This is a genomic window from Myxosarcina sp. GI1(2024) (assembly GCF_053543375.1).
In genome coordinates, this window is record NZ_JBKGTY010000004.1 from 271,110 (window position 1) to 292,400 (window position 21,291).

Here is a 21,291-nt window from a genome sequence, read left to right on the forward strand (position 1 = left end):
ATCATAATGAATCTCTCTGTTGTAAACTGCGGGGGTCGAGGGCATCTCTCAAGCCATCTCCCAAGAGATTAAATGATAATACCGTAATTACAATTAGTAGTGCAGGCGACCAAATCAACCAGGGCTGTAACACCAAAATCGAGGCATTAGTAGCTACAGAAAGTAAATTGCCCCAACTGGGGTCTTTTGACTGAATTCCCAAGCCAATTAGGCTGAGAACCGACTCAGCGACGATAAAACCGGGAACCGCGAGTGTAGCAGAGATAATGATGTAGGTAGCGGTTTGGGGTAACACATGACGGACAATGATATATAGAGGCTTTGCTCCCATAGCTCTAGCAGCCTGCACGAATTCCCTTTCTTTGAGGGATAAAACCTGTCCTCTAATTACCCTAGCTAGTCCCGACCAGCTAATAAACGAAGTGATAAAGACAATTAGTAAAAACTTTTGCGGACTGGTCAGACCAGGAGGCAAAATCGAAGCTAGAGCGATTAGTAAATAAATTCCTGGAATAGTCATCAATACTTCTACTATCCGCATCAAACCTGCATCGATCCAGCCACCGAAATAGCCTGAAATTCCCCCAACCAGCATTCCCAAAGGAAAAGAAATTGCAATCCCCACCAAACCAATAAATAAGCTCACCCTACCACCAAAGAGTAAGCGACTAAACTGATCTCTACCTTGTTGGTCGGTGCCTAAAATATTGATTTTTGCCTCTCCCAGGGTACCGAATAAATGCCGTTGCAGAGGAATACCCGGGAAAATAGTTACCTGCTCGAAGTTGGGCGGTAAAGGTAGCTGAATTTGAAATAAATTGTATGGCGCACCCTTAACAAATAAAGCCACTGGTGCGGGACGATCGTAATTTACGATTAACTCGCGATCGCCCGTCTCTAGATCTGTTTCTCCTTGAACGGTAGGATAGACAAAAGGTGCAGTCCAATTCCCCTCGCGATCGCGCCAGTGAATTTCCGTGGGTGGTAATAAAGAACCATCAACTTGTACGGCATAAGGAGTATATGGCGCGAGAAAATCAGCAAAAATTGCCGATAAATACAAAATAATCAGCGTAATTGCCCCAAAGCGCGCTAGAGGATTCTTTTTTAGTTTTTGCCACCAGATCATTGCAGTAATTTAGTTTTAGTAAATTAGTAAATAGTTATTGCTCAATCTTGCCCAACTCGTAAAGATAACTTGCCAATCAGTGATTATAAAGAAGTTAGAGCTCGAAAGCTAATTGAACTCACTCCTTGCTGCTCAATTTTAACTCGCTGCGCTCGAAGTAAGAAGTTACCCTTCTTCCCTCTTCCTTCTGTTTAATTATTCTTCTACGGGACTAACCTTTGCTTTATAAAGTAACTTATCTGCCTGTTTGTATCCTACATATCGTACCTCAACTAATTCTCCCGAATTAGCCGTTCCTTTTAATAGCTCATGCCGTTGCGGATCGTAAGGCAGTTTCTCTCCTACGGCAGAAATTGGTTCGATGCCCCACTCTCCTAACAGTTGTTCTAGAGGTTTAACCAGTGGTAACAATCTTTCTGCTGGTAATTGAGAATTTTTCCGCACCGCAGCAGCGGCCGTAGGCCACTGTAGTAACCAAGACTCGATTACTTGCAAACTTTCTCGTTGAAATTCTTGTTTTAAGGTTTCTTGCTGTTGCTCCATTCGCTCTTGTAAGTTAGCGTATTCTCGTTTCAAATTAGCGATGGTAGTCGAATCTTGGGTAGGGATCTCCGGACTAACGTTTTTGCGGTCAAAAGAAATAAATGTATCGAGGAATTGTTCTATAGATAGCTGGAAAACACTGGCAAGAGCGGCAATATTTTCTACCGATATTTTGCCAATTAAACCATGTTGCAAGCGATTTAATTGCCATTGAGAAACTCCTGACAATCTGCTAAGTTCTGACAGTTCGGATATGTTAGCTCGTTCCATCAAACTGTCTAAAATCTGCTTGTTTTTTTCGTACAAAGAGCGCTCCATAATTAACTACAACTACTAGATTTACTTAGGTTGCTAGAGAGTTTGAATACACTATCAATTAATCGGCTTAGCAACAAGCATTTTAGGGAAGATTCTCGATAAAAATTGCCCTAACAGCTTTAGCTGCACTTTAATGCCCCTCCCTCGTGACTTCAATGCTATTTTTCCTGTGTTAGCATTGTCTCAGAAAATTGAACCAACTCGATAAAGTGAAATTGCCAGCCTAATTAGAATGACCCCACAGTCAACTTCTAAGCCCAAATTAATCGATAATTTTATCGCTTCTAAACAACTTGAGTTATTCAAAGAACTAAAGGAAAAATGTTTTAGTGGTGAAGTTGTCTTTAGCGATCGCCGAAACATCACATGGCATTTTCATCTATATCTGGGCAGAATCGTTTATACTACCGGCGGCGAACATCCAGTTAGAAGATGGCGGCGCAATCTCGCTTACTATTTTCCTCAAATAGTAGCTAATTTAAAATCGGAATTAGAATTACTTCAGACCATAGCTACTGAAAAAATAATCCTCAGTTGGGATTATTACCTGCTATCCCTTTGGATAGAACGCCAAAAAATTGATCGAGAACAGGCTAACAAAATGATTCGCGCCGTTGCCGCAGAAGTTCTGTTCGACATCACTCATGCTAAAAATGTCGATTACTATCTAATTCCTCAAGAACGAGCTTCATTTAAGCCGCTAGCGATGGTTGACTGCGAGCAACAAATTATTGAAGCTTGGAAACTCTGGCAACAGTGGGAAGAAACTAAATTCGCTGCCTATTCTCCCAATCTCGCTCCATTAATTAAGCAGTCACAAGCACTACAAAAAAAAGTTAACGCTTCTGAGTCAACTTACCAAATCCTGACCAAATTACTCAAGGGAAAATATACATTCCGAGATTTGGCAGTTCAGAAACAAACTAGCTTGCTGTTAGTTGCGCGTTCTCTAACTCCCTATTACCGATTGGGCTGTATAGAATTAGTATCGATTCCCGACTTGCCTAATACCTTGCCCACCTCAGCCACAGAATTGGCGATACCAACTGTCCTTCGTACTCTTACAGACTCTACCAATGCTCGGCTCAATAGCACTAATTTTTCTTCTCTAGCTTTGAGGGATAACCACCAGTTAAAGATAGCCTGCATCGATTCTAATTCGATGGTCTGTCAGATTATGAAAAAAATTATTACCAGTGCTAGTTATCTATATATTAGTGACAGTGGCTCTTTAAATACGAGTGCGGTTTTACAGGAAAGCTTGCCCGATATAATTTTCATCAATATAGAATTAGCAGAATTTAGCGGTTACGATCTCTGCTCTTGGTTACGAGAAACAGATGTTTTTAGCCATACTCCAATAATTTTATATAGCAAAACAATTGGCTCGGGTGATTGGGTTAAGGCTAAAAGAGCTGGTTGTTCCCAATTAATCGACGAATATTTGGAAGCCAAACTAATTCTCAATACTATTGCCAATTACATTAATACCGCTTCTTGAATTATTGAAGTAAATCTCGAGCGAGTTGAAGTTCGCAGAAGTGAAAATTTCGTAGCTCATTTATTGTAGTAAATTATAATTTTCAGGCAACCTCAGAGCGATCGGCTAGGAAAATTAGAGTTGGTTTGTTGTTGAAATTCTCGTAACATCCATAAATGCTCGGCAATTTCTCGTTCGAGGTCGATCAAAACATCTTGAGATACTAAGTCAAGATCGTCTAGCCGAGCAATGCGATCTCGCAATCGATTACCTACCTCATCGAGACGCTGGGAAAGCAAATCTACTACTCGATAATCGCTAATGTACCCTTGAGGAAAAGTAGCTAAATTGGCAGTATCGCTCACTACCTCTGGTCTACCATCTGCCGTACGTCCCACCGCTAGCATTCTTTCGGCAACGATGTCTGCATGTTCGCGGTAGTCTTCTACAAAATCGTCTAATAGTTCGTGCAGAGAATAAAATAGCGGACCGTTGAGATTCCAGTGAGCCTGTTTGGTTGAAAGCGAGAGATCTATAAGTTCTACTAGGGTATTTTGTAATGCTTGAGATGTCGGATCGCGATTTTCCGGTTTGAGCAGAATCCGCGCTTGAGCTTGGGGATTTTGATAGACAGTTAAATCTTCAGCAACTGCGCCACTATCGTATGCCAACCAACAAAGGCACAAAATAATTACTAAAACAAGCCTACGAATAATATTCACAACTAATAAAATAATTTTTACTTCAAATTCAAATTAAAAAAACTAACTTTGGTCTAGTTCGCGTCTGCGTCTTAACCAGCCAGATATATCGCTTCCAGTAATAATTCCCCGCAATTGTGCGTCTTGAGTTACTAAGACTCTGCGAATCCCCGAATCTTCCATCTTTTGTATGACTTGCGTCATATTTTCATTGGGACTGACCGTGACGACATCGTCTATGGGCTTCATCGTTTTAGCTACAGTCTGTTGTTGCCATCGCTCTCGTGGAATTTCTTTAACTTGGTTGAGCGTAATTATGCCTACTAACTGACCGTTTTCGGTTACTGGAAAAGCCTGGTAACGATAATGCAGAAAATATTCGTCAACTAGCTCCTGTAAACTCAAGTCTGAAGTAACGGTTTGGGGCGATCGCGTCGCAATTTCTTTAGCCGGCACTCCTTCTAGACCAGCATGGACTAAATGTTGTCGGTAACTCATTTCGGCAGCATTAGACAAAAACCAGCCGATTAAAATCAACCACAAACCGCCTAAAAAATTATTGCCAAATAGCTGTACGAATCCCAAGGCGATGAGAAAGTAGCCAAAAAATCGCCCACCCCAACTGGCAATACGTGTCGCTCGTTTTAAGTTTCCCGTAATTTTCCAAACTAAGGAACGAAATAGCCGACCGCCATCGAGTGGAAAACCGGGAAGAAGATTGAAAATTGCCAGCAATAAATTAATCGAGGCGAGATATCTGGCAACACCAGTAATTCCCACACTCCAACCAGCACTATTACCCCACCACCAAATTAGTCCAAACACTCCAGCTAAGATTAAACTCACTAAAGGTCCGACTCCAGCGATTTGGAACTCATCCCCTGGGCGCTCCGCATCCATACGAGTGCGGGAAATTCCGCCAAATATAAATAGGGTAATTCCTTCGACGGGAATATCTTTGGCTTTAGCAACCAGAGCATGAGCTAGTTCGTGGGCGACGAGTGAAGCAAAAAACAGCAGCGTTCCCACTACTCCCATAATTATATAAGTAGTATTGCTGAGTTCTGGATAGTTTGCCGGAAATAAACTAGCGGTAAGGGACCAGAGAATCAAAAAGAAAATAATAAACCACGACAAATCGACGCGGATTTCAAAACCAAAGATAGAACCAAGTCGAAAACTGTGCATCGTTACTGGTATTTATTTAAGGTATTTATTTAATTTATTTATATTTATATATCCTTAAGAGAGTGGATTAGACGAACGGAGAAAAATCTTTAGGCAGGGAAGCATTATCTAAAACCAGCTCGTCTAAATCTACTTGGCTCAAATTAGCTGTCTGCAAATTGGCATAGCTAAAATTAGTTTTTTTATAAGTTGCGTGACTGAGATCGACTGCAGTTAAATTAGCTTTAGTTAAATTAGCTCCCGTTAAATCGGTTTGAATTAGATTAGCTTTGGTTAAGTTAGCTCCCGTGAGATCTGCTGTCTGCAAACTAGTTTGGTCTAGCTGTGCCTGAGTGAAATTGGCATTATTTAATACTGTCTCGTAAAGACTAGCACCGGTAAGATTGGCGTTACTAAGATCGCCATTACTCAAATCTGCCGCACTAAGATCTGCTCCTTTTAGTCTCGTTCCTCTTAAATTAGCACCTTGTAAATTGGCTTTAGGCAGTTGAATTTCGCTTAAATCCATGTCGCTCAGGTCTTCACCAGACAGATCTGTTTGAGGAAAACTTCGTTCTCCTGCTCTATAACGTTGTTGAAGTTCTTCAGCTTTCACGATAATGCTCCTATCATTCATTCTAATTACTCAAAGATCTCTTTGAAGCTACAATCTCTATTTTTGATGCTATTAAAAAGCAACAGAAAAACTCTCCATCTCATGACAGAGAAAAAATCCAGAATCTGAAAAAATAAAATTAATTTGAGCTCTTACTATCTTTCAACTGCCCCTAAAACTATCGCTACTCCCCGAGTTTCCTTAAATTCCTGGCAAAATAGAATAATCGATATGGTCATGGGGACACCCAATATAGCTCCCGGAATTCCCCAAACCCATCCCCAAAAAACAATAGAAACTAAAGCTACAAAAGGTGATAGTTGCAAAGATTTGCCCTGCACTCGCGGATCGACAAAGTTGCCCATCACCGTTTGGATAACGGCTAAACCTGCCAAAGTAGCAATGCCGCGACTGACTCCATTAAACAAAAGTGCTACCAAAGTGGGTGGAATGACGGCAATAATCGAACCTAAAGTTGGTATAAAGTTCAGTACAAAGGCAATTAATCCCCAGACAATGGCTAAATCGACTGCTAAAATAAAGCACCAGATGCTAGTCAAAACTCCCGTCAAAAAACTAGTAAGGCTCATAACCAGAAGATAACGACGTAGCTTTTCACTAGTATTACCGACGGCATCAATCAAGTGATCGCCAGTTCGACCGGGAAAAGCTTTTTGTACCTTTTGGTGATATTGACTGACTTCTAACAAAAGTAATACCAGTAAAGATACTACCAACACGAACAAACTAAGTGCGGATAGAAAAGTTTCAATGCCGCCAATTGCTTGTTGCGTCAATTGACTCGACGAGCCATTAGACTGAGAACCGAATTGAGGAAATGATAGGTTGCGAGCACTCGCCCAAGAACGCGCTGTTTCCAACAACTGCTGAAGGCGATCGAGATACTCGGGAAGTTTGGGTTCGATAATCTCTGCACTCAAGGATAGCGCTCCACCTGCCAAGCCTAGTATTGCTAGTAAGAGTAACAAAACTAGAATGAGACTCAACCATTTGGGTAAATGGCGTTCGAGCCGACGTTGTAGGGGATGCACTAATACCACGATAAAAAAGGCAAATGCCAGCGGCATCGAGATCGGGCGAGTCGCTTTAAGAGCCCCCACAACTAAGATGGTGGCAATTATTGCCATTAAAATTTGGGTAGTTCTGCTAGACAACTGCATAATTAATTAGCTACAGTCTGGGTTAGTAACATTTGTTTTTTCTAGTTATATTTATTTCTCGATCGCCGGCTCGCTAATATAAGTTAGAGCCTAAACCAAGCGCTTATCGATGAAGGTTGGAGTTGAAGGTAGATTTTTGGTCGTCAGCAAAATACTGTCCGTGAAAACTGAAGGGAATATGGTGCGGTAAATGCACTCTGGCTACCTCAGAGAAAGAGCTAGCATCTAAGACGAGTAAAAAGGATTTGGCTTTGCGAGCATCCAAAACGACAGACAGAATTACTCCTGCATCTTCTACTGATGTTTCTGGTGCCGCTACGAATACTGGTTCTCCTGGATAGCAGTCTGTTTCTTGCCAAAACTTTGTCGCTCGCTGTTCGACATCTACCTTAACCAGGCGATCGATAAAATTATCGGGTTGACTACTATTGCCACCATAAACGAAGCGATAGTTTTTACCATTACACTGCTTATAGTTAATTCGGGGAAACTCTACCGTCTCTGTTGAGAGTATCTCAAAGTTAGCAGCAGAGCCGTTAAGAGGAAGATAATAGCGACGTAAATTACTTTTACCGAAGTCAGTCTTTCCTGTTGCTAAATTTTTGAGGTATAGTTTTTCCACGATCGCCGCATCGGGATAGGCGTTGATATCGAGCACGATTTCATTATCTCGCTCGAAGGCATTGACATGATGAAAGGCAAAAAATGGCTCGCTGATATAGGTATTAACTATAGTGCCATCATTTTTACTAATTATGGAAAAGCACGTTCCCAGTTGCGGTTTCCAGTGATAATTTTCGATAAAAGATTTACCCCGAAGATCGCTAGTTGCCAAGTTTAAGGGATTGGCGACTAAAGGAAATTCTGCCAAGATGAGGTAATTGTCAGTCATGGCAAAACTGTGCATATAGGCAGGTTCTCTAGCAGATACGGTGCAGAGCAAATGTTGGCTGACTTTGTTTGCCTCTAGATAATAAACTTGATAGCTGCTGTGACGAGCAAAATGAGTTTGATAATTGTAAATGCGATCGCGCTCGAAATCGAAATGGGGATGAGCCGTAGTTATTTGTCCTGGTAGTTTGGGTTCGTAGTCTAATTTGCCCACAGTAGCGAGAGTTTTAGGTTCGAAAATCACTGGTGATGGAGTTTCTGTCAGGGATACCAGGCGGTCGCCTAACTGAGCGATATTGACATTAGCATTATCTGTAGCTTGGCTATCGGAAAAAAAATCGAACAGTCTGCCCAAAAAAGAGCGGTCTCGAAAAGTGCCAAACTCAGTTTTACTAATTTTTCCCGTAGCTTTTGCTTGTTGGTATGCTTGACTAGAGAGAAATTTGTTGGTATAAATTACTTCTCCTTCAAAGTCAAACCGATGCAGCATCGCCAAACCGTCTAACAAGTGCCGATATGAGTTGGCACCTACTTCAAACTTAGCCGGACCAGTTCTAATTAAGCTGCCATTCAACCAAGAGGGCAGCAGTTTTCCTTGAATCGATAGGGGTTCGTTCTCTACTTCCCGTTCGAGGCTAGTCAAGCCAAGCTGATAATTTGCCGAGTGTTGCCGAGTAGTCATGGTCTGTCATTGAATTCGATAGTTTCCATCATGCGATCTAAAATCTGCTTATTGGTCTGATATTCGTTGCTTCCCAAATCGTAAGTAATAGCAACCAAAGTGCCTTTGTCTAGAGCGACAACGTAACTATAGGTACGGATTCCTTGAGGTAATAGTGCCTTACCAGTAGACTCACTTTCAATTGCCACGGCTCGATAATCTCCAATACTCATCCTTTGACGGGACAAATGCCGCTCGCCGCGATTTTCTGTTGCGATTCGCTCGAAAGGTACATTTGCTTCGATTCGCAGATAAATTGCTTTACCAGTACTTTCGGTATTTTCCGGAACGGTTGCCGATTGGGGATCGAAAACTTGGCAGCGATTGAGTACTTCGCCAGGATTAGTCTGCCAATCTTGGGGATAATTAATTTGATAACCAGCGCGATCGTTGCTACAGGTTTGACTGAGAGAGATGGTTGGGTCGGTCTTGTCTGCAGATGTTGCTGTTGTTGACCGACTTGCTTGCAACTCAGAATTAGTCCCAGAATCACAACCTAGTAACCAGGGAAATAAAATAATAGGTAAGATTATTTTAGTAATGGTTAATGTACTAGTTTTTCGCTTCATTTTGCCGTTCCCGCCCTGGCAAGCTCTCAGATTTTAATTGGAAGTCCGAAATTGAAAGTTATTGTAGTTATTGCTTGCTAGTTACTTTCTCCTTCCGATGGTTGGGGTGCTTCGGCTAACTTAACGCGATCGCCCAAGACATCAGTTCGATAAACCCAATTTCTGCGACCGTCGGTAACTATTACTTGCCATCCAGGAGTAATTACTTGAGTACATAATTCATCTGGTTGGGGAATACCCAAACAGCCATCGGACCACTGGCGCCGTTGGGCGTTCAAAACTCTAAACTCAGCAACAGTTCGGCTGGTTCGTCGAGCAACTTCTTCTAATACTGCAGTTTGAATTGGCACTGGTAAAGTAGCTGGCTCGGAAGTTGTTGCTGCTTCGGGCTGTTCTACTAGAAAATCGGAAATGGAACTAGCGATAGCTATTGGCTGACTGGAGTTAGTTAGTGGATAATTTCCAACCAGATAAGTTACACCTAAGGTCAACAGAATTTTGGCTAATTTTTTTGATGACAAGTATTTAGCGATCGATTGCATATTATATTGCGTTCTTACTAAGCTTGGTAGTGAGATAATATTTTTTATTATCGATTGGACTGGTCCTTTGACTCGGGACACTCAACCATTAGCTATCCAGATAAAAATCCAATCTTATTAGAACAAGAGACTTCTTACTTAATCGTCTGAGTTTGCTTGTTGGCTAATCCTTCTTTGGAGTGGTCTAAACGTAATTCACCATGAGGTAAAGAACGCAACTCTTCTGGTGTTTGTTGACCTACCGCACCTTTAGCTACTGTAACTCCCCCATCTGCCAGCCATAAGGCTCCGGTAACGTAACTCGCTTCATCGGAAGCTAGAAAAGCACAAACATTCGCTATTTCTTCTGGGGTACCTCTTCTTGCCATTGGCGTAGCGTTAATTAGCATTTCTTCCATCTGTGCATCCATCGGTCCCGTTTCCTGATGCGTCCAAGCCGTATCGATTGCCCCAGGACAGTAACAATTAGCTCTAACTCCGTATTTGGCTTGTTCTACTGCTATCCCTTTAACAAAAGAGTGCATCCAACCTTTAGTACCACCGTAGGGAGTATTCTGCGCCAAGCCATTAAAGCCCGCTTCCGAACCCGCACAGACGATGTTGCCTCTGGTTTTTTGTAAATGAGGTAGAGCAAATTTAGTCATTAAAAAAGCCGAACGCAAGTTCATTCTCAGGGTGCGATCGAAAGCATCGACGGGATAGTCTTGAGTTTCGGCTACAGCTAAAAAGACACCGGCGTTATTGACCAAAATATTTAGCTTGCCGTAGCGCTCGATCGCGGTTTTGACACAGTTTAGTGCTCGATCTTCTTCCGAGACATCGCCGCGATAACCAGTTACTTCGCCGCCATAATCTTTAATTGCCGCAACCACCTCATCTAAAGGATCGTCGTGTAAGCCATTGGCTACTACTTTGGCACCTTCTTTGGCAAATTTATGGGCGATCGCTTCTCCAATACCCGTACCCGCACCGGTGACAATTACTACTAGGTCTTCAAAACGTCTCATTTTCAACTTCATCCCTATTTTTTGCTCTAATTAATCGATATTTACCATTCCTTCCCATCGAACAACGTAGAGGGTTCGAGCGGAATGACGAACCCAAGCTTTCTTCCCTTCCACTAACGATGTTTTATTGAAGGTTACGTGCGCTGCAATTCCACCGTAGCGATACTCTTAACTAAAATTCCTCTCACCAAGGGTAGAGAAGAGAAAAAATTCTCTCGGTTGCCAGACTCTACTAGATCGCAATTTTCTCAGATTTATTTGAAGAAGAAAAAACTCAAATGCGACCCTGCGCCGACGACAGGCGCGAGGGAACGCGCACTTTGGGAAAAATTGACTCATCAGAGTCGGAGAATTTGTGGAGATAACTCAATCTACTGCGCTACAACAATTCTGCTTAGATTTACTCGGTGTTTCCTTAATTTGTAGCTATTAATTGAGTGATTTAACTGAGTTGTATCTCTTACACTGCATAGATTACGCTTTTTTATCAATTTGAAAGTTTCGTTATAAGATACCGCTACAAATAATTAATCTCTAGCAAGATATCCTCTATGATTGATTAACGCCCTGAAATTGATTTAGATCGGTGAAGCTAATCATGGCTTGGAGAGCAAGTTATGGCTACCGTTAGTTGCTCTCAAACTGAGTTATTGCTTTTGTTGTTTTAAATAGGCAAATACTGACTTATCGCCGATATCGGGATCGATTTCCTGAGTCAGTTTGCGTGCGGCAAAAATAGTAAATCCAATCGTCCAGATTGCTAAGAGTACTTGTTCTACATTGACCGACAAGAAGCTAAATAAATGTCCCAAAAGTAAAAATGGCACGATCGGAGTCAAAATTTTAGTCTCAAAACGGTTAAAACAAAACGCTTCTTTAAAATAGATTCCGGTCAAAGCGGCAAAGGTAAAGCCAACACCCAGTAAAGTTAGGGGATGTTCGTAGACATATAGTGCCAGAGGTTCCTTAGTTTGCCAAGCTAGAGCGATCGCCGAAATCGTTCCTATAACCCAAAAAGCTTGTAATAGCCTGTGCAGTGGTGCTAGGTAAATATGAATGGTCAATAAGCTAATGCCCAAACCCAAGGTAAATAGTCCAAATAGCGGAGTAATCCAGGGTAAAATAACTTCGCCTTTGGCAAAGAAAAGATTACTAGCGATCGCCAAACTAATGGCGGCGAGTGCCAACCCCAAGCGATAGACGATTACTTCTAGGCGATCGTGTTTAGCAATAGTGTATTCGCCAAATTGACCCTGATAGGTTGTTGGTTCTCGATCGAGTATAGCTATCATTACTAATATTTTTATTTGATGAAACTACGTTTTTATATTCTACAATCGAAACTTTTTAACCAGATCTGCCTGGTTTTATTTATATTTCTTATCCCTGAGAAATTCTTAGAGCAGCTAGCCAGTCGCGAATTTCGCTAGCCAACCAAATTAATTCTGCTTCAGTCAAACTTTTTCCGAATAAATATCGGCTAAATCGATTAGAAATTCCTGAGGATCTCGTATTGATTACCAGAGAACTAGTTTCCATTTCTGTAGTATTGGGAGCACTAGCTACATAATTAACCGAAACATCTTGAATGCTCTTAGTCAAACCCCACTGTCGTTTATTCGACCATAGAAATCGGGTTTCGATTTCAAACTTTTTCGGATTTAGGGTCAACCGAGTTGTAGAAAAAAAGTACTTTAAAATCGTGTAAGATATGGCGATGCCAATTGGCATCAAAATCAGCCCCAAACCAGCCATGCCAAAAACGACAAAAAGCAGCATTCTAGATAAAATTATTAGGGGAATCGAGCTACAGCAAATAACTAATAGAGCCATTCGCACTAGAGTTATTAGAGATTTGTCTCGAATCAAAAACTCGCCTCGCATCGGTATGGTTATTTTTAAAAATTTGGGCGAGCGACTGAGTCTGACTTCAGTATTGTAGGGTTTGAGTGGCTCTCGCTGAAAATTTACCACCGCAGTAGAGACAGATTTAGAATTTAGACTCTCAAGAGCTTCCCTGGCAGTAGCCAATCTTTGTTCTACAGCAGGTGTCGTCATTCGCTCTAGCCAATTAGCCAGTTGTTCTGTAATGTTGGTTCGTTCTCTAAACTGAATTTTTAAGTCTCGCTGGGGTAATTCTGCAGGAGAAGTTCTAGTCAATAAATGAATTAAAGTCGCTCCTAAAGCGTAGAGATCGGAGGCGGGAATCGTTTTACCACCAAACTGTTCGATTGGAGCGTAACCATAAGTACCCACTACGGTAAAAGTATCACCTTCCGTGGCAGCACAGTCTTGCACCGCACCAAAATCTACCAAATATACATTGCTGTCTTCACCCAAAATTAAATTGCCTGGTTTGATATCTCGATGCAGCAATGGTGGATTGAGTGAATGGAGGTAAATTAAAATTTGTAAGACTTCTTCGGCAATATTTCTAACCTCTAACTCGGTAAAACGTTTCCCTGAAGCCAATAATTGTTTGAGAGACAATCCAGGGATATACTGCTGTACTAAAGCAAACCACAGAATGCGATCGTCAATGGAAAAATAATCTTTGTATTGAGGAATTCGAGGATGATCGAACTGCTTGAGAGTCTGAGCTTCTCGTTCGAATAATTTTAAATCCTCCCACTGAATATCGCCTCCGAACGCCAAAAACTTAACCACAACTCGTTCTCTAGATTCGGTGTTTAAATCTCTTGCTAACCAGGTTTGTCTGCCTGCATTACGACCCAATCTATGTTCGAGCATATAGCGATCGCTGACAATTTTGCCTACTTCTAACATCTTCTACGCTTTCGATCGGGGTATATCTTTCTTGTCTAACACATTTTGGGGTTCGGTTTACTGAAAGCGGTTACTTGTGACGGAATCTGGGACGGATAAATCTAAATCGAAAATTAGAGTTCGCTCTCACTTCTAACCCAGTAATAATTGGTAATTCCTCTAGAACGCCAAAATTATTTACCGAAGCTTAACAGAAATTGTAAGTGCTCGATTTTTCTTTTAAGATTTACTTACTGTAAGAGAAAGCCCGTTTTTTTCGGTGGAACTGCCTCTAACTTGGTAAAGTTTGCGTATAGTAACTGAGAATTAATAGCCGATCGCCCTTTTCGTAAGCGATACTTAGGCTAAGAAAAAGTACACAAAATTATGGCTTTAGTAGTTCAAAAATATGGTGGTACCTCTGTCGGCTCGGTAGAGCGCATCAAGGCTGTCGCTCGTAGAATACAAACGACCGTGCAACAGGGTAATAGTGTTGTAGTAGTAGTATCGGCGATGGGTAAAAGCACCGATACTTTAGTCAACTTAGCACGGGAAGTTTCTAGCAATCCGTCTCGCCGCGAAATGGATATGCTGCTGTCTACGGGAGAACAAGTTTCGATCGCACTGTTGAGCATGGCTTTACAAGAATTAAACCAGCCAGCAATTTCATTGACAGGAGCACAGGTAGGAATTGTTACTGAGGCAGAACACAGTCACGCCAGGATTTTACAAATTTGTGACAAAAGAATTACCAAACATCTCGATCGCGGAGAAGTTGTAGTCGTTGCTGGGTTTCAGGGTATTAGTAACGGCGAAGAACTAGAAATTACCACCCTAGGTAGGGGGGGCTCGGATACCTCGGCAGTAGCCTTAGCGGCTGCTCTCAAAGCCAGTCGTTGCGAAATTTATACCGACGTACCCGGAATTCTGACTACCGACCCGCGCCTCGTTCCCTCGGCTCGTCTAATGACGGAAATTACTGCCGACGAAATGCTGGAGCTGGCTAGTTTGGGAGCCAAGGTACTCCATCCTCGCGCCGTAGAAATCGCCCGCAACTTTGGCATTCCTTTAGTAGTTTTGTCTAGTTGGAGCGATGCCCCAGGCACTAAAGTGATTTCTCCCCTACCCAAACCCCGCTCTCTGGAAGGGCTAGAGTTAGCCAAAGCAGTAGATGGGGTAGCGGTAGATACCGATCGCGCCAAAGTCGCCCTATTGAGAGTTCCCGACCGCCCTGGGATCGCCGCTCGGCTGTTTGGAGAAATTTCCCGCCAGCAGATCGATGTGGATTTAATTATTCAATCAATTCACGAAGGCAATACCAACGATATTGCTTTTACCGTAGTCAGAGATCTACTGACCAAAGCCGAAGCTGTAACCGAAGCGATCGCTCCATCCTTACGCAATCATCCTACAGCCTCAGAGGAAGCAGAAGCAATTGTCGAGCGCGATATCGCTCAAGTTGCCATTTCCGGTGCGGGAATGATCGGTCGTCCTGGAATTGCTGCTTTAATGTTTAAAACCCTTGCCGATGCGCAAATTAATATTCAGATGATTTCTACCTCGGAAGTCAAAGTAAGCTGCGTCATCGATAAACAAGAATGCGATCGCGCCTTAACCGTTCTCGCCAAAGCTTTCGAGATCGATCTCAATTCTCAACCAGCCAAGACAGAATATGAATTGTCCATCGATCGCCCTCCCGTTCGGGGAGTCGCCTTAGATGGCAATCAGGCACAAATCGCCATTCGTCACGTACCCGACCGTCCCGGTATGGCAGCGCGAATTTTTGGTTTGCTGGCGGAGAAAAAAATTAGCGTCGATTCGATCATTCAATCTCAACGCTGTCGAATCGTCAACGAAATTCCTACCCGCGACATCGCCTTTACCGTAGCTCAAACAGATGCAGACCTTGCCTGTCAGGCAATTACTCGGTTAAACTGTGGTGCAGTTTCGGCAGATCGAGAGATTGCCAAAGTTAGCATAGTTGGAGCGGGAATGGTGGCGCAACCCGGGGTAGCAGCCAAGTTTTTTGCAGCCTTAGCCAGAGAAAACATTAATATCAAGATGATTACTACCTCGGAAATTAAAATTAGCTGCGTTGTCGAGAGACGAGATGGGGTAAGAGCCTTAAAAGCGGTTCACGAAACCTTTGAGTTGTCTGGAGAGGAACGAATTGAAGTTTCGGTTTGAGCAACGCTCAAAGCAGCGCGGGATTTTAGATCCCGCGACCTTTGAGTTGGAGATCTTAGCTCGTCTCAATATCAGTTTCTCAATTAGCTGGTTGAGAAATAATTTCAAACGACCCAATCATTTTTTTGACTACGGGTAGGTAAAAATTATACCTTTCAGGAGCAGCAGTGTAGGTAACGATATAGGCTCGGTCTCGTTCTACCGACCAAGTTTGCATTCTGCGGACTGGATAACCGTTTTCTTCTCCTTGATAAATCACTGTTTTAGCCTGATTGTTCCCCAGACTAACTGACTTGGGAAAAGTTACTGCCGGATCGGATAATTTTTGAATTTCGGCGATCGATTCATCCGTATACTTGTCTAAAGATATTTCAGAAGTTAAGTTTTCTACCAGCACGCTGACTTTTTCTTGAAAATTATCGCTTTCATCTTCTAAGTCAGAGATAAATACTACCCCAACGGCAACAAAATCATCTCTATTTTCCCTAGTCCAAGTTTTGGGATAATTAATTTGAAAACCCTGTTCTCGATCTTCGTAGGGAGCTAATTCAAATTTGGGGGTTCTCTGTCGCCAGAAACCCCAAATGATAATTAAAGCAGCGATCGCGCCCAAAATCGAACAGATTAAAATTAACTTAGATTTACGTGGAGAAGACCGCGAGGAGCGGGGTAAATTACTCTCGACCCTGGGGATTATTTTGGTACGGTCTACGGGGCGACTAGAGGTCGGGGAATGGTGGTTGAGATTCTGTCGCTCGGATTTAACGACGATCGTGGTGCGATCGCTGCCGTTGTCAACGGTCAGTTGCTTGAGGTCTGCCAGTACGCTTTCGGCATGAGAATAGCGTTCTTGAAATCGATAGCGTACCATTTTATCTAGAATATCTAAGAGCTTCGGGTTATAGCAGATGTCGCTTCTCAAGCGATCGCGCCAAACTAATTCACCATCGCGATCTACTGGTAGTTGTTGGGGAGGAACTCCGGTTAAACTTTGGATGGCGACGATCCCTACAGCATAGATATCGCTGTAAAATCCTGGATGACCCATCATTTGTTCCATGGGCATATAGGTTTTGGTTCCCACTGCAACAGTATGCTTAATCTGCCCCGAGCGATCCATAACTTGAGTGCTGACTTGTTTTACCGAACCAAAATCAATCATGACGATTTTGCCATCTCGGGTTCGTCTCATTAAATTAGATGGTTTGAGGTCTCGATGGATTACTCCATGTCGTTGAACCACTGACAATATTTCGAGAACATCGGTTAACAACTTAATGGTTTGAGCTTCTGACCAAGGGCGGTTGGCAATAATTTCTTTACTTAAATCTTCTCCTTCAATTAATTCTTGAACTAAAAAAAAATCGCCTTGATATTCAAAATAAGCAAGCAAACGGGGAATATATTCGCAATGACCTAGATCGTTGAGAATTTCGGCTTCACGATTGAATAAACGCCTGGTAACTTCTAAAGTTTTGGGTTTGTTCTCTTTAGGCTTTAGCTGTTTGACCACACAAGGACTATTAAAACACTGTAAATCTTCAGCTAAGAAAGTGATCCCTACTCCACCTCGCCCTAATTGCCGAATAATACGATAGCGTCCATAGATATTTTGTCCTACGAGATTGGCATCCATCTTCATGATTGTTTGTCAGATTTTAACCGAGTTGTAATAGTTTCGAGCTTTACTCATACGAGTTCGCAGCATATATTTATATACCGTTGGCTGTTGTTACAAAACTTGCTGTCGATCGGGGTCGATAATAGACCTATCGGCGAGATTTCGGATTTAAAAATTCGCTCGCTCCCTCCCCTACTAAAGATAAGCCAGTGACCATTAAAGTCATCGCCAAGCCTGGAAAAGTTGCCGGCCACCAAATTCCAGTGGGTAGTGCATCTAATGCCAAGCGCAAGTCATGTCCCCATTCGGGAACTTCGGGAGGTAGTCCCAAACCCAGAAAACCCAATCCCCCTAAAATTAGAATAGCATCAGCAGCATTAAGGGTAAATAAGACGGGAACACTCTGAATTACATTCAAAAATAAGTAGCGTGACAAAATTCTCGAAGTCGGGGCTCCCATTGCCTGGGCAGCTTCGATAAATAATTCGGTTTTGACACTAGTAGTATGGTTGCGCACGAGGCGATAATACTGCGGAATATAAGCAATACTGAGGGCAATGGCGGCATTGACCACTCCTTGTCCTACCACAAAAGCTAAAGTGACAGATAGTAACAATCCTGGCAAAGTATAAACGGTATCCATAAAAAAGAGCGCGATTTTGTCAATTTTGCCTCCTAAATAACCGCTTATTAAGCCCAAAGGAACCCCAATGAACGAGCTTATCGTAGTTGCCAAAACTACTACTTTTAAAGCTGCTTGGGTACCAAACAAAGTTCTAGCAAAAATATCGTATCCCTGGCGAGTAGTGCCAAACCAGTAGCTTGCTCCTGGCGGTTCGTGAACGGGATTACTCAACCCTTCGGTAGGATCTTGCAGCCAGCCCAATTGTTGTAAACTCGGTGCCAAGATGGCGATCGCTATAAAAGAAATTGTAACTACTAATCCGACAATAGTTAAGGCTAGTGAAGGGTTAAAACGAAAACGGCGCGATACTCTAACTTTAGCGGTAGTAGTCATAACTGTTACTGTTTGAGAAACGATATTTTTAGTTAGTCTAATAATCGATAAAATATTAACTCAATTGCCCAATTACAAAAATTTAACTCAGAGATCGTAATCATCGTGCCGTCCGTCCACTTACCAAAATTCCTATGAGCGAGCGCTATTCTTTTATTCGTTCTGACCTAAACCAACTCGTAGCCTATACTCCCAACCCAGGAGAAAAAATTTTTCGTTCTCCAGATCGTCTCGATGCGAACGAAAATCCCGAAGATCTGCCAGAAGAATTGAAAGCCAAGCTTGCCTGGATGTATCGACAAGAAATTGCCGCCAACCGTTATCCCGATGGTAGTCACTGGGAACTACGAGGAGCGATCGCCGAATACGTCAATGATTCTGCTAACTTAGACGGCGCGATCGCCTCTAATTATATTTCTGTAGGTAATGGTTCGGACGAACTGATACGTTCTATCTTAATTGCCACTTGTTTGGGTGGAGAAGGAGCGATTTTGGTTGCTCAACCTACTTTTTCGATGTATGGCATTTTAGCCAGAACTCTAGGTATTCCCTGCCGATCCGTAGCGAGAAGAGAAACTGACTGGACGATCGCTCTAGAGGCAGCGCAAGAAGCGCTCGCTACTACTCAGCCGCCGCCAATTAGAGTGGTCTTTGTCGTACACCCCAATTCCCCTACAGGAAATGTTTTGAGTCAAACAGAATTAGATTGGTTGCGTAACCTCTCAGATAATATCTTAGTCGTCATTGATGAAGCCTACTTTGAGTTCAGTCAAACCTCAGTAGTAGGAGAATTAGCCCAACATCCTAACTGGATAATTTTGCGTACCTTTTCCAAAGCTTTTCGCTTAGCTGCTCATCGAGTTGGTTATGCCATCGCCCATCCCGATCTAATTGCCGTGTTAGAAAAAGTCCGACTGCCATACAATCTACCTAGTTTTTCCCAAATCGCTGCTAGAACTATTCTCCGGCAGCGCGGACTGATTTTACCCCTCGTCAACGAGATTATGCAGGAAAAAACTAGAATGTGGCGGGTTTTAGCGGCAAACCCCCAGCTTCAAGTCTGGCAAAGTCAGGCTAACTTTCTCTATCTAAGACTTAAAAATATTAAGTCCGATAATACCACCCAAAAATATACTCGGCTAATTAACGACCTTAAAGCCAGAGGAACTTCAATTCGTTATACTGGGGGCGGCTTGAGAGTTACCATCGGAACTCCGAGTGAAAATAATAATGCGATCGCTAGATTACAAGAATTAGTCAATTAGTCAAGCTATTAGCTAGTAATCGCGAACCAGAAAATTTTTCTATTCATTTGCTTGGGAAAAAAGCTGTTGGCAAAGCTGGCGGAAGTGTTCCCCGCGATGTTCGAAACTTTGATAGCGATCGAAACTAGCGCAGGCGGGAGATAGTAACACTACAGTTGTTTGGGTTTTTAAGGCAAGTTCCAGACTTTTGAATACGGCATTTTTCATGGTGGTGACGACTTCATAATTATCGTAGCCGCGATCGCTCAATCTGCGGGCAAACAGTGGAGCGGCAGTACCAATTAATAATACAAATACTGCTTTGGCTTTAATGGCTTCTAACCAAGCGGTATCATCTCCTACTTTTGCTTCTCCACCTGCAATTAAAATAACTGGTGCCTCTACAGAAACTAAACCCACTTCTGCTGCATCGTAATTAGTCGCCTTACTATCGTTGATAAACTTAATTCCGCGATGAGTTCCCACTGGTTCGAGGCGATGGGCTACCCCAGGAAAAGTGGTAATTGCCTCGACGATCGCACTTTTATTAATTCCTGCTAGTTTAGCTGCGGCGATCGCTAGTAACAAATTTTGTCGATTGTGTAACCCAGGCATTTTAAACAGGGAAATCGGACAAATTAATTCGCCAAAAGCCACAATCCAATCATCACGGACAGCATAAGCTGTCGAGGTTTCCTCAGCAGACATGTTCTCTTCCAAATATACTGTTTTGGTGCGATCGCAGGTTAATCGATCTTTGCCTTGAATGCTCGTCCAATAAGCACGAGGAAATTGTTCTCTTACTACACTTTGTAAGTAGCGATCGTCGCCGTTAATAACTTGTCGGTTACAGCGATGTAGTAAAGAAGCTTTGATTCGCGCATAATTTTCTAGAGTTTTATGGCGATCGAGATGATCGGGAGTTAAAGTCGTCCAAATACCGATTTTGGGAGCGAGTTGACTGGAAGATTCAATTTGATAACTACTCAGTTCGGCAACAATCCAATCGAGCTGGCTAGATTTATTCTCAAAATGCGATAAAGCTAGTTCGCAAGCAGCATGACCGATATTGCCACAGGCAGGTGCGATTTTACCGGCCGCTTTGAATATAGCTGCAACCATTGCCGTTGTGGTAGTTTTACCATTAGTCCCCGTGATTCCCACCCAAGGAACTGTGTTGAGATAACGCCAAGCTAGTTCGATCTCGCCAATGGTTTCAACTCCTAATTTTCTGGCTTCGATTAGGGCGGGTATATCCCAAGGAACGCCAGGACTAACTACTACTAAGTCTGGCAACTTATTGAGAGCCAAAGCGATCTTAGAGCCAAGTTTGACTTCAATTCCTTCTTGGATTAACTTTTGTGTTGATGCCTGAAATTCATCGGCATGAAAACGAGATTTTAGCTGGGTTTCGGTGGCAGAATCGATTATAGTTACCAGCCAACCGTCTCGATTTAAAAGTTTGGCAGCAGCAATTCCCGATCTTCCTAATCCAATAATCTCAGCTTTGGGCATAAGTAGTGGTAATTAACGAGCAGTAGTTAGCAATAGGCTATCGCTTTTACAATTTAATACGTTTTTAGCTCGCTT

18 protein-coding genes are annotated in these 21,291 nt (G+C 42.6%); 3 read left to right on the forward strand and 15 right to left on the reverse strand.

Translation table 11 applies throughout. The annotated features are described in order from the left end of the window. Position 1 precedes the first annotated feature (1 nt). Together ACLFKQ_RS18760 and ACLFKQ_RS18765 are read right to left on the reverse strand one after the other, a co-directional pair. A complete protein-coding gene (locus ACLFKQ_RS18760) occupies positions 2 to 1,129 on the reverse strand; it encodes an ABC transporter permease (protein ID WP_449001272.1) in 1,128 nt (375 codons plus the stop codon). Positions 1,130 to 1,324: 195 nt separating this feature from the next. Next, a complete protein-coding gene (locus ACLFKQ_RS18765) occupies positions 1,325 to 1,990 on the reverse strand; it encodes a helix-turn-helix domain-containing protein (protein ID WP_449001273.1) in 666 nt (221 codons plus the stop codon). A 232-nt stretch (positions 1,991 to 2,222) separates the two neighbouring features. Between ACLFKQ_RS18765 and ACLFKQ_RS18770 the strand changes: the two genes are divergently transcribed. Then, positions 2,223 to 3,491 (forward strand): response regulator, encoded by a 1,269-nt coding sequence (locus tag ACLFKQ_RS18770; protein WP_449001274.1) that lies wholly within the window; start codon positions 2,223 to 2,225, stop codon positions 3,489 to 3,491. A gap of 92 nt (positions 3,492 to 3,583) precedes the next feature. Here the strand turns inward: ACLFKQ_RS18770 and ACLFKQ_RS18775 are convergent, their stop codons facing one another. From ACLFKQ_RS18775 to ACLFKQ_RS18820, 10 genes are all read right to left on the reverse strand, one after another. Further along, on the reverse strand, positions 3,584 to 4,192 hold the full coding sequence (locus ACLFKQ_RS18775; protein WP_449001275.1) for a Dps family protein: 609 nt from the start codon (positions 4,190 to 4,192) through the stop codon (positions 3,584 to 3,586). A 42-nt stretch (positions 4,193 to 4,234) separates the two neighbouring features. Then, positions 4,235 to 5,359 (reverse strand): site-2 protease family protein, encoded by a 1,125-nt coding sequence (locus ACLFKQ_RS18780; protein ID WP_449001276.1) that lies wholly within the window; start codon positions 5,357 to 5,359, stop codon positions 4,235 to 4,237. A gap of 67 nt (positions 5,360 to 5,426) precedes the next feature. After that, positions 5,427 to 5,954: a pentapeptide repeat-containing protein gene (locus ACLFKQ_RS18785; protein ID WP_449001277.1), complete on the reverse strand. Its 528-nt coding sequence runs from the start codon at positions 5,952 to 5,954 to the stop codon at positions 5,427 to 5,429. Between the two features lie 155 nt (positions 5,955 to 6,109). Then, positions 6,110 to 7,135 carry an AI-2E family transporter gene (locus tag ACLFKQ_RS18790; RefSeq protein WP_449001278.1) on the reverse strand — a complete coding sequence of 342 codons (1,026 nt, stop codon included), beginning with the start codon at positions 7,133 to 7,135 and terminating at the stop codon, positions 6,110 to 6,112. Between the two features lie 103 nt (positions 7,136 to 7,238). Next, positions 7,239 to 8,708 (reverse strand): carotenoid oxygenase family protein, encoded by a 1,470-nt coding sequence (locus tag ACLFKQ_RS18795; protein ID WP_449001279.1) that lies wholly within the window; start codon positions 8,706 to 8,708, stop codon positions 7,239 to 7,241. Then, the gene (locus tag ACLFKQ_RS18800) at positions 8,705 to 9,316 is read right to left on the reverse strand and encodes a hypothetical protein (protein ID WP_449001280.1); all 612 of its coding nucleotides are present in this window, start codon (positions 9,314 to 9,316) and stop codon (positions 8,705 to 8,707) included. The genes ACLFKQ_RS18795 and ACLFKQ_RS18800 overlap by 4 nt, the downstream gene beginning before the upstream one ends. Before the next feature lie 77 nt (positions 9,317 to 9,393). Further along, entirely contained in the window at positions 9,394 to 9,837 is a 444-nt protein-coding gene (locus tag ACLFKQ_RS18805) for a hypothetical protein (RefSeq protein WP_449001281.1), read from the reverse strand. Positions 9,838 to 9,992: 155 nt separating this feature from the next. After that, positions 9,993 to 10,877, reverse strand: a complete 885-nt coding sequence (locus ACLFKQ_RS18810; RefSeq protein WP_449001282.1) for an SDR family NAD(P)-dependent oxidoreductase — start codon at positions 10,875 to 10,877, stop codon at positions 9,993 to 9,995. A gap of 635 nt (positions 10,878 to 11,512) precedes the next feature. Further along, complete coding sequence (locus ACLFKQ_RS18815; protein WP_449001283.1) at positions 11,513 to 12,157, reverse strand: DUF2301 domain-containing membrane protein; 645 nt, start codon at positions 12,155 to 12,157, stop codon at positions 11,513 to 11,515. A gap of 88 nt (positions 12,158 to 12,245) precedes the next feature. Further along, a complete protein-coding gene (locus ACLFKQ_RS18820) occupies positions 12,246 to 13,652 on the reverse strand; it encodes a serine/threonine protein kinase (protein ID WP_449001284.1) in 1,407 nt (468 codons plus the stop codon). A 366-nt stretch (positions 13,653 to 14,018) separates the two neighbouring features. Here ACLFKQ_RS18820 and ACLFKQ_RS18825 point away from each other — a divergent pair, with 366 nt between their 5' ends. After that, entirely contained in the window at positions 14,019 to 15,818 is a 1,800-nt protein-coding gene (locus ACLFKQ_RS18825; protein ID WP_449001285.1) for an aspartate kinase, read from the forward strand. Positions 15,819 to 15,897: 79 nt separating this feature from the next. On the opposite strand, the gene ACLFKQ_RS18830 is transcribed toward ACLFKQ_RS18825, so the two are convergent. Next, the gene (locus ACLFKQ_RS18830) at positions 15,898 to 17,460 is read right to left on the reverse strand and encodes a protein kinase domain-containing protein (RefSeq protein ID WP_449001286.1); all 1,563 of its coding nucleotides are present in this window, start codon (positions 17,458 to 17,460) and stop codon (positions 15,898 to 15,900) included. A gap of 127 nt (positions 17,461 to 17,587) precedes the next feature. Beyond that, positions 17,588 to 18,457 (reverse strand): ABC transporter permease, encoded by an 870-nt coding sequence (locus ACLFKQ_RS18835; protein WP_449001287.1) that lies wholly within the window; start codon positions 18,455 to 18,457, stop codon positions 17,588 to 17,590. Positions 18,458 to 18,591: 134 nt separating this feature from the next. Between ACLFKQ_RS18835 and ACLFKQ_RS18840 the strand changes: the two genes are divergently transcribed. Next, entirely contained in the window at positions 18,592 to 19,722 is a 1,131-nt protein-coding gene (locus ACLFKQ_RS18840) for a histidinol-phosphate transaminase (RefSeq protein WP_449001288.1), read from the forward strand. A gap of 39 nt (positions 19,723 to 19,761) precedes the next feature. Here the strand turns inward: ACLFKQ_RS18840 and murD are convergent, their stop codons facing one another. Continuing rightward, entirely contained in the window at positions 19,762 to 21,216 is a 1,455-nt protein-coding gene (gene murD, locus ACLFKQ_RS18845) for a UDP-N-acetylmuramoyl-L-alanine--D-glutamate ligase (RefSeq protein WP_449001289.1), read from the reverse strand. Positions 21,217 to 21,291 lie beyond the last annotated feature (75 nt).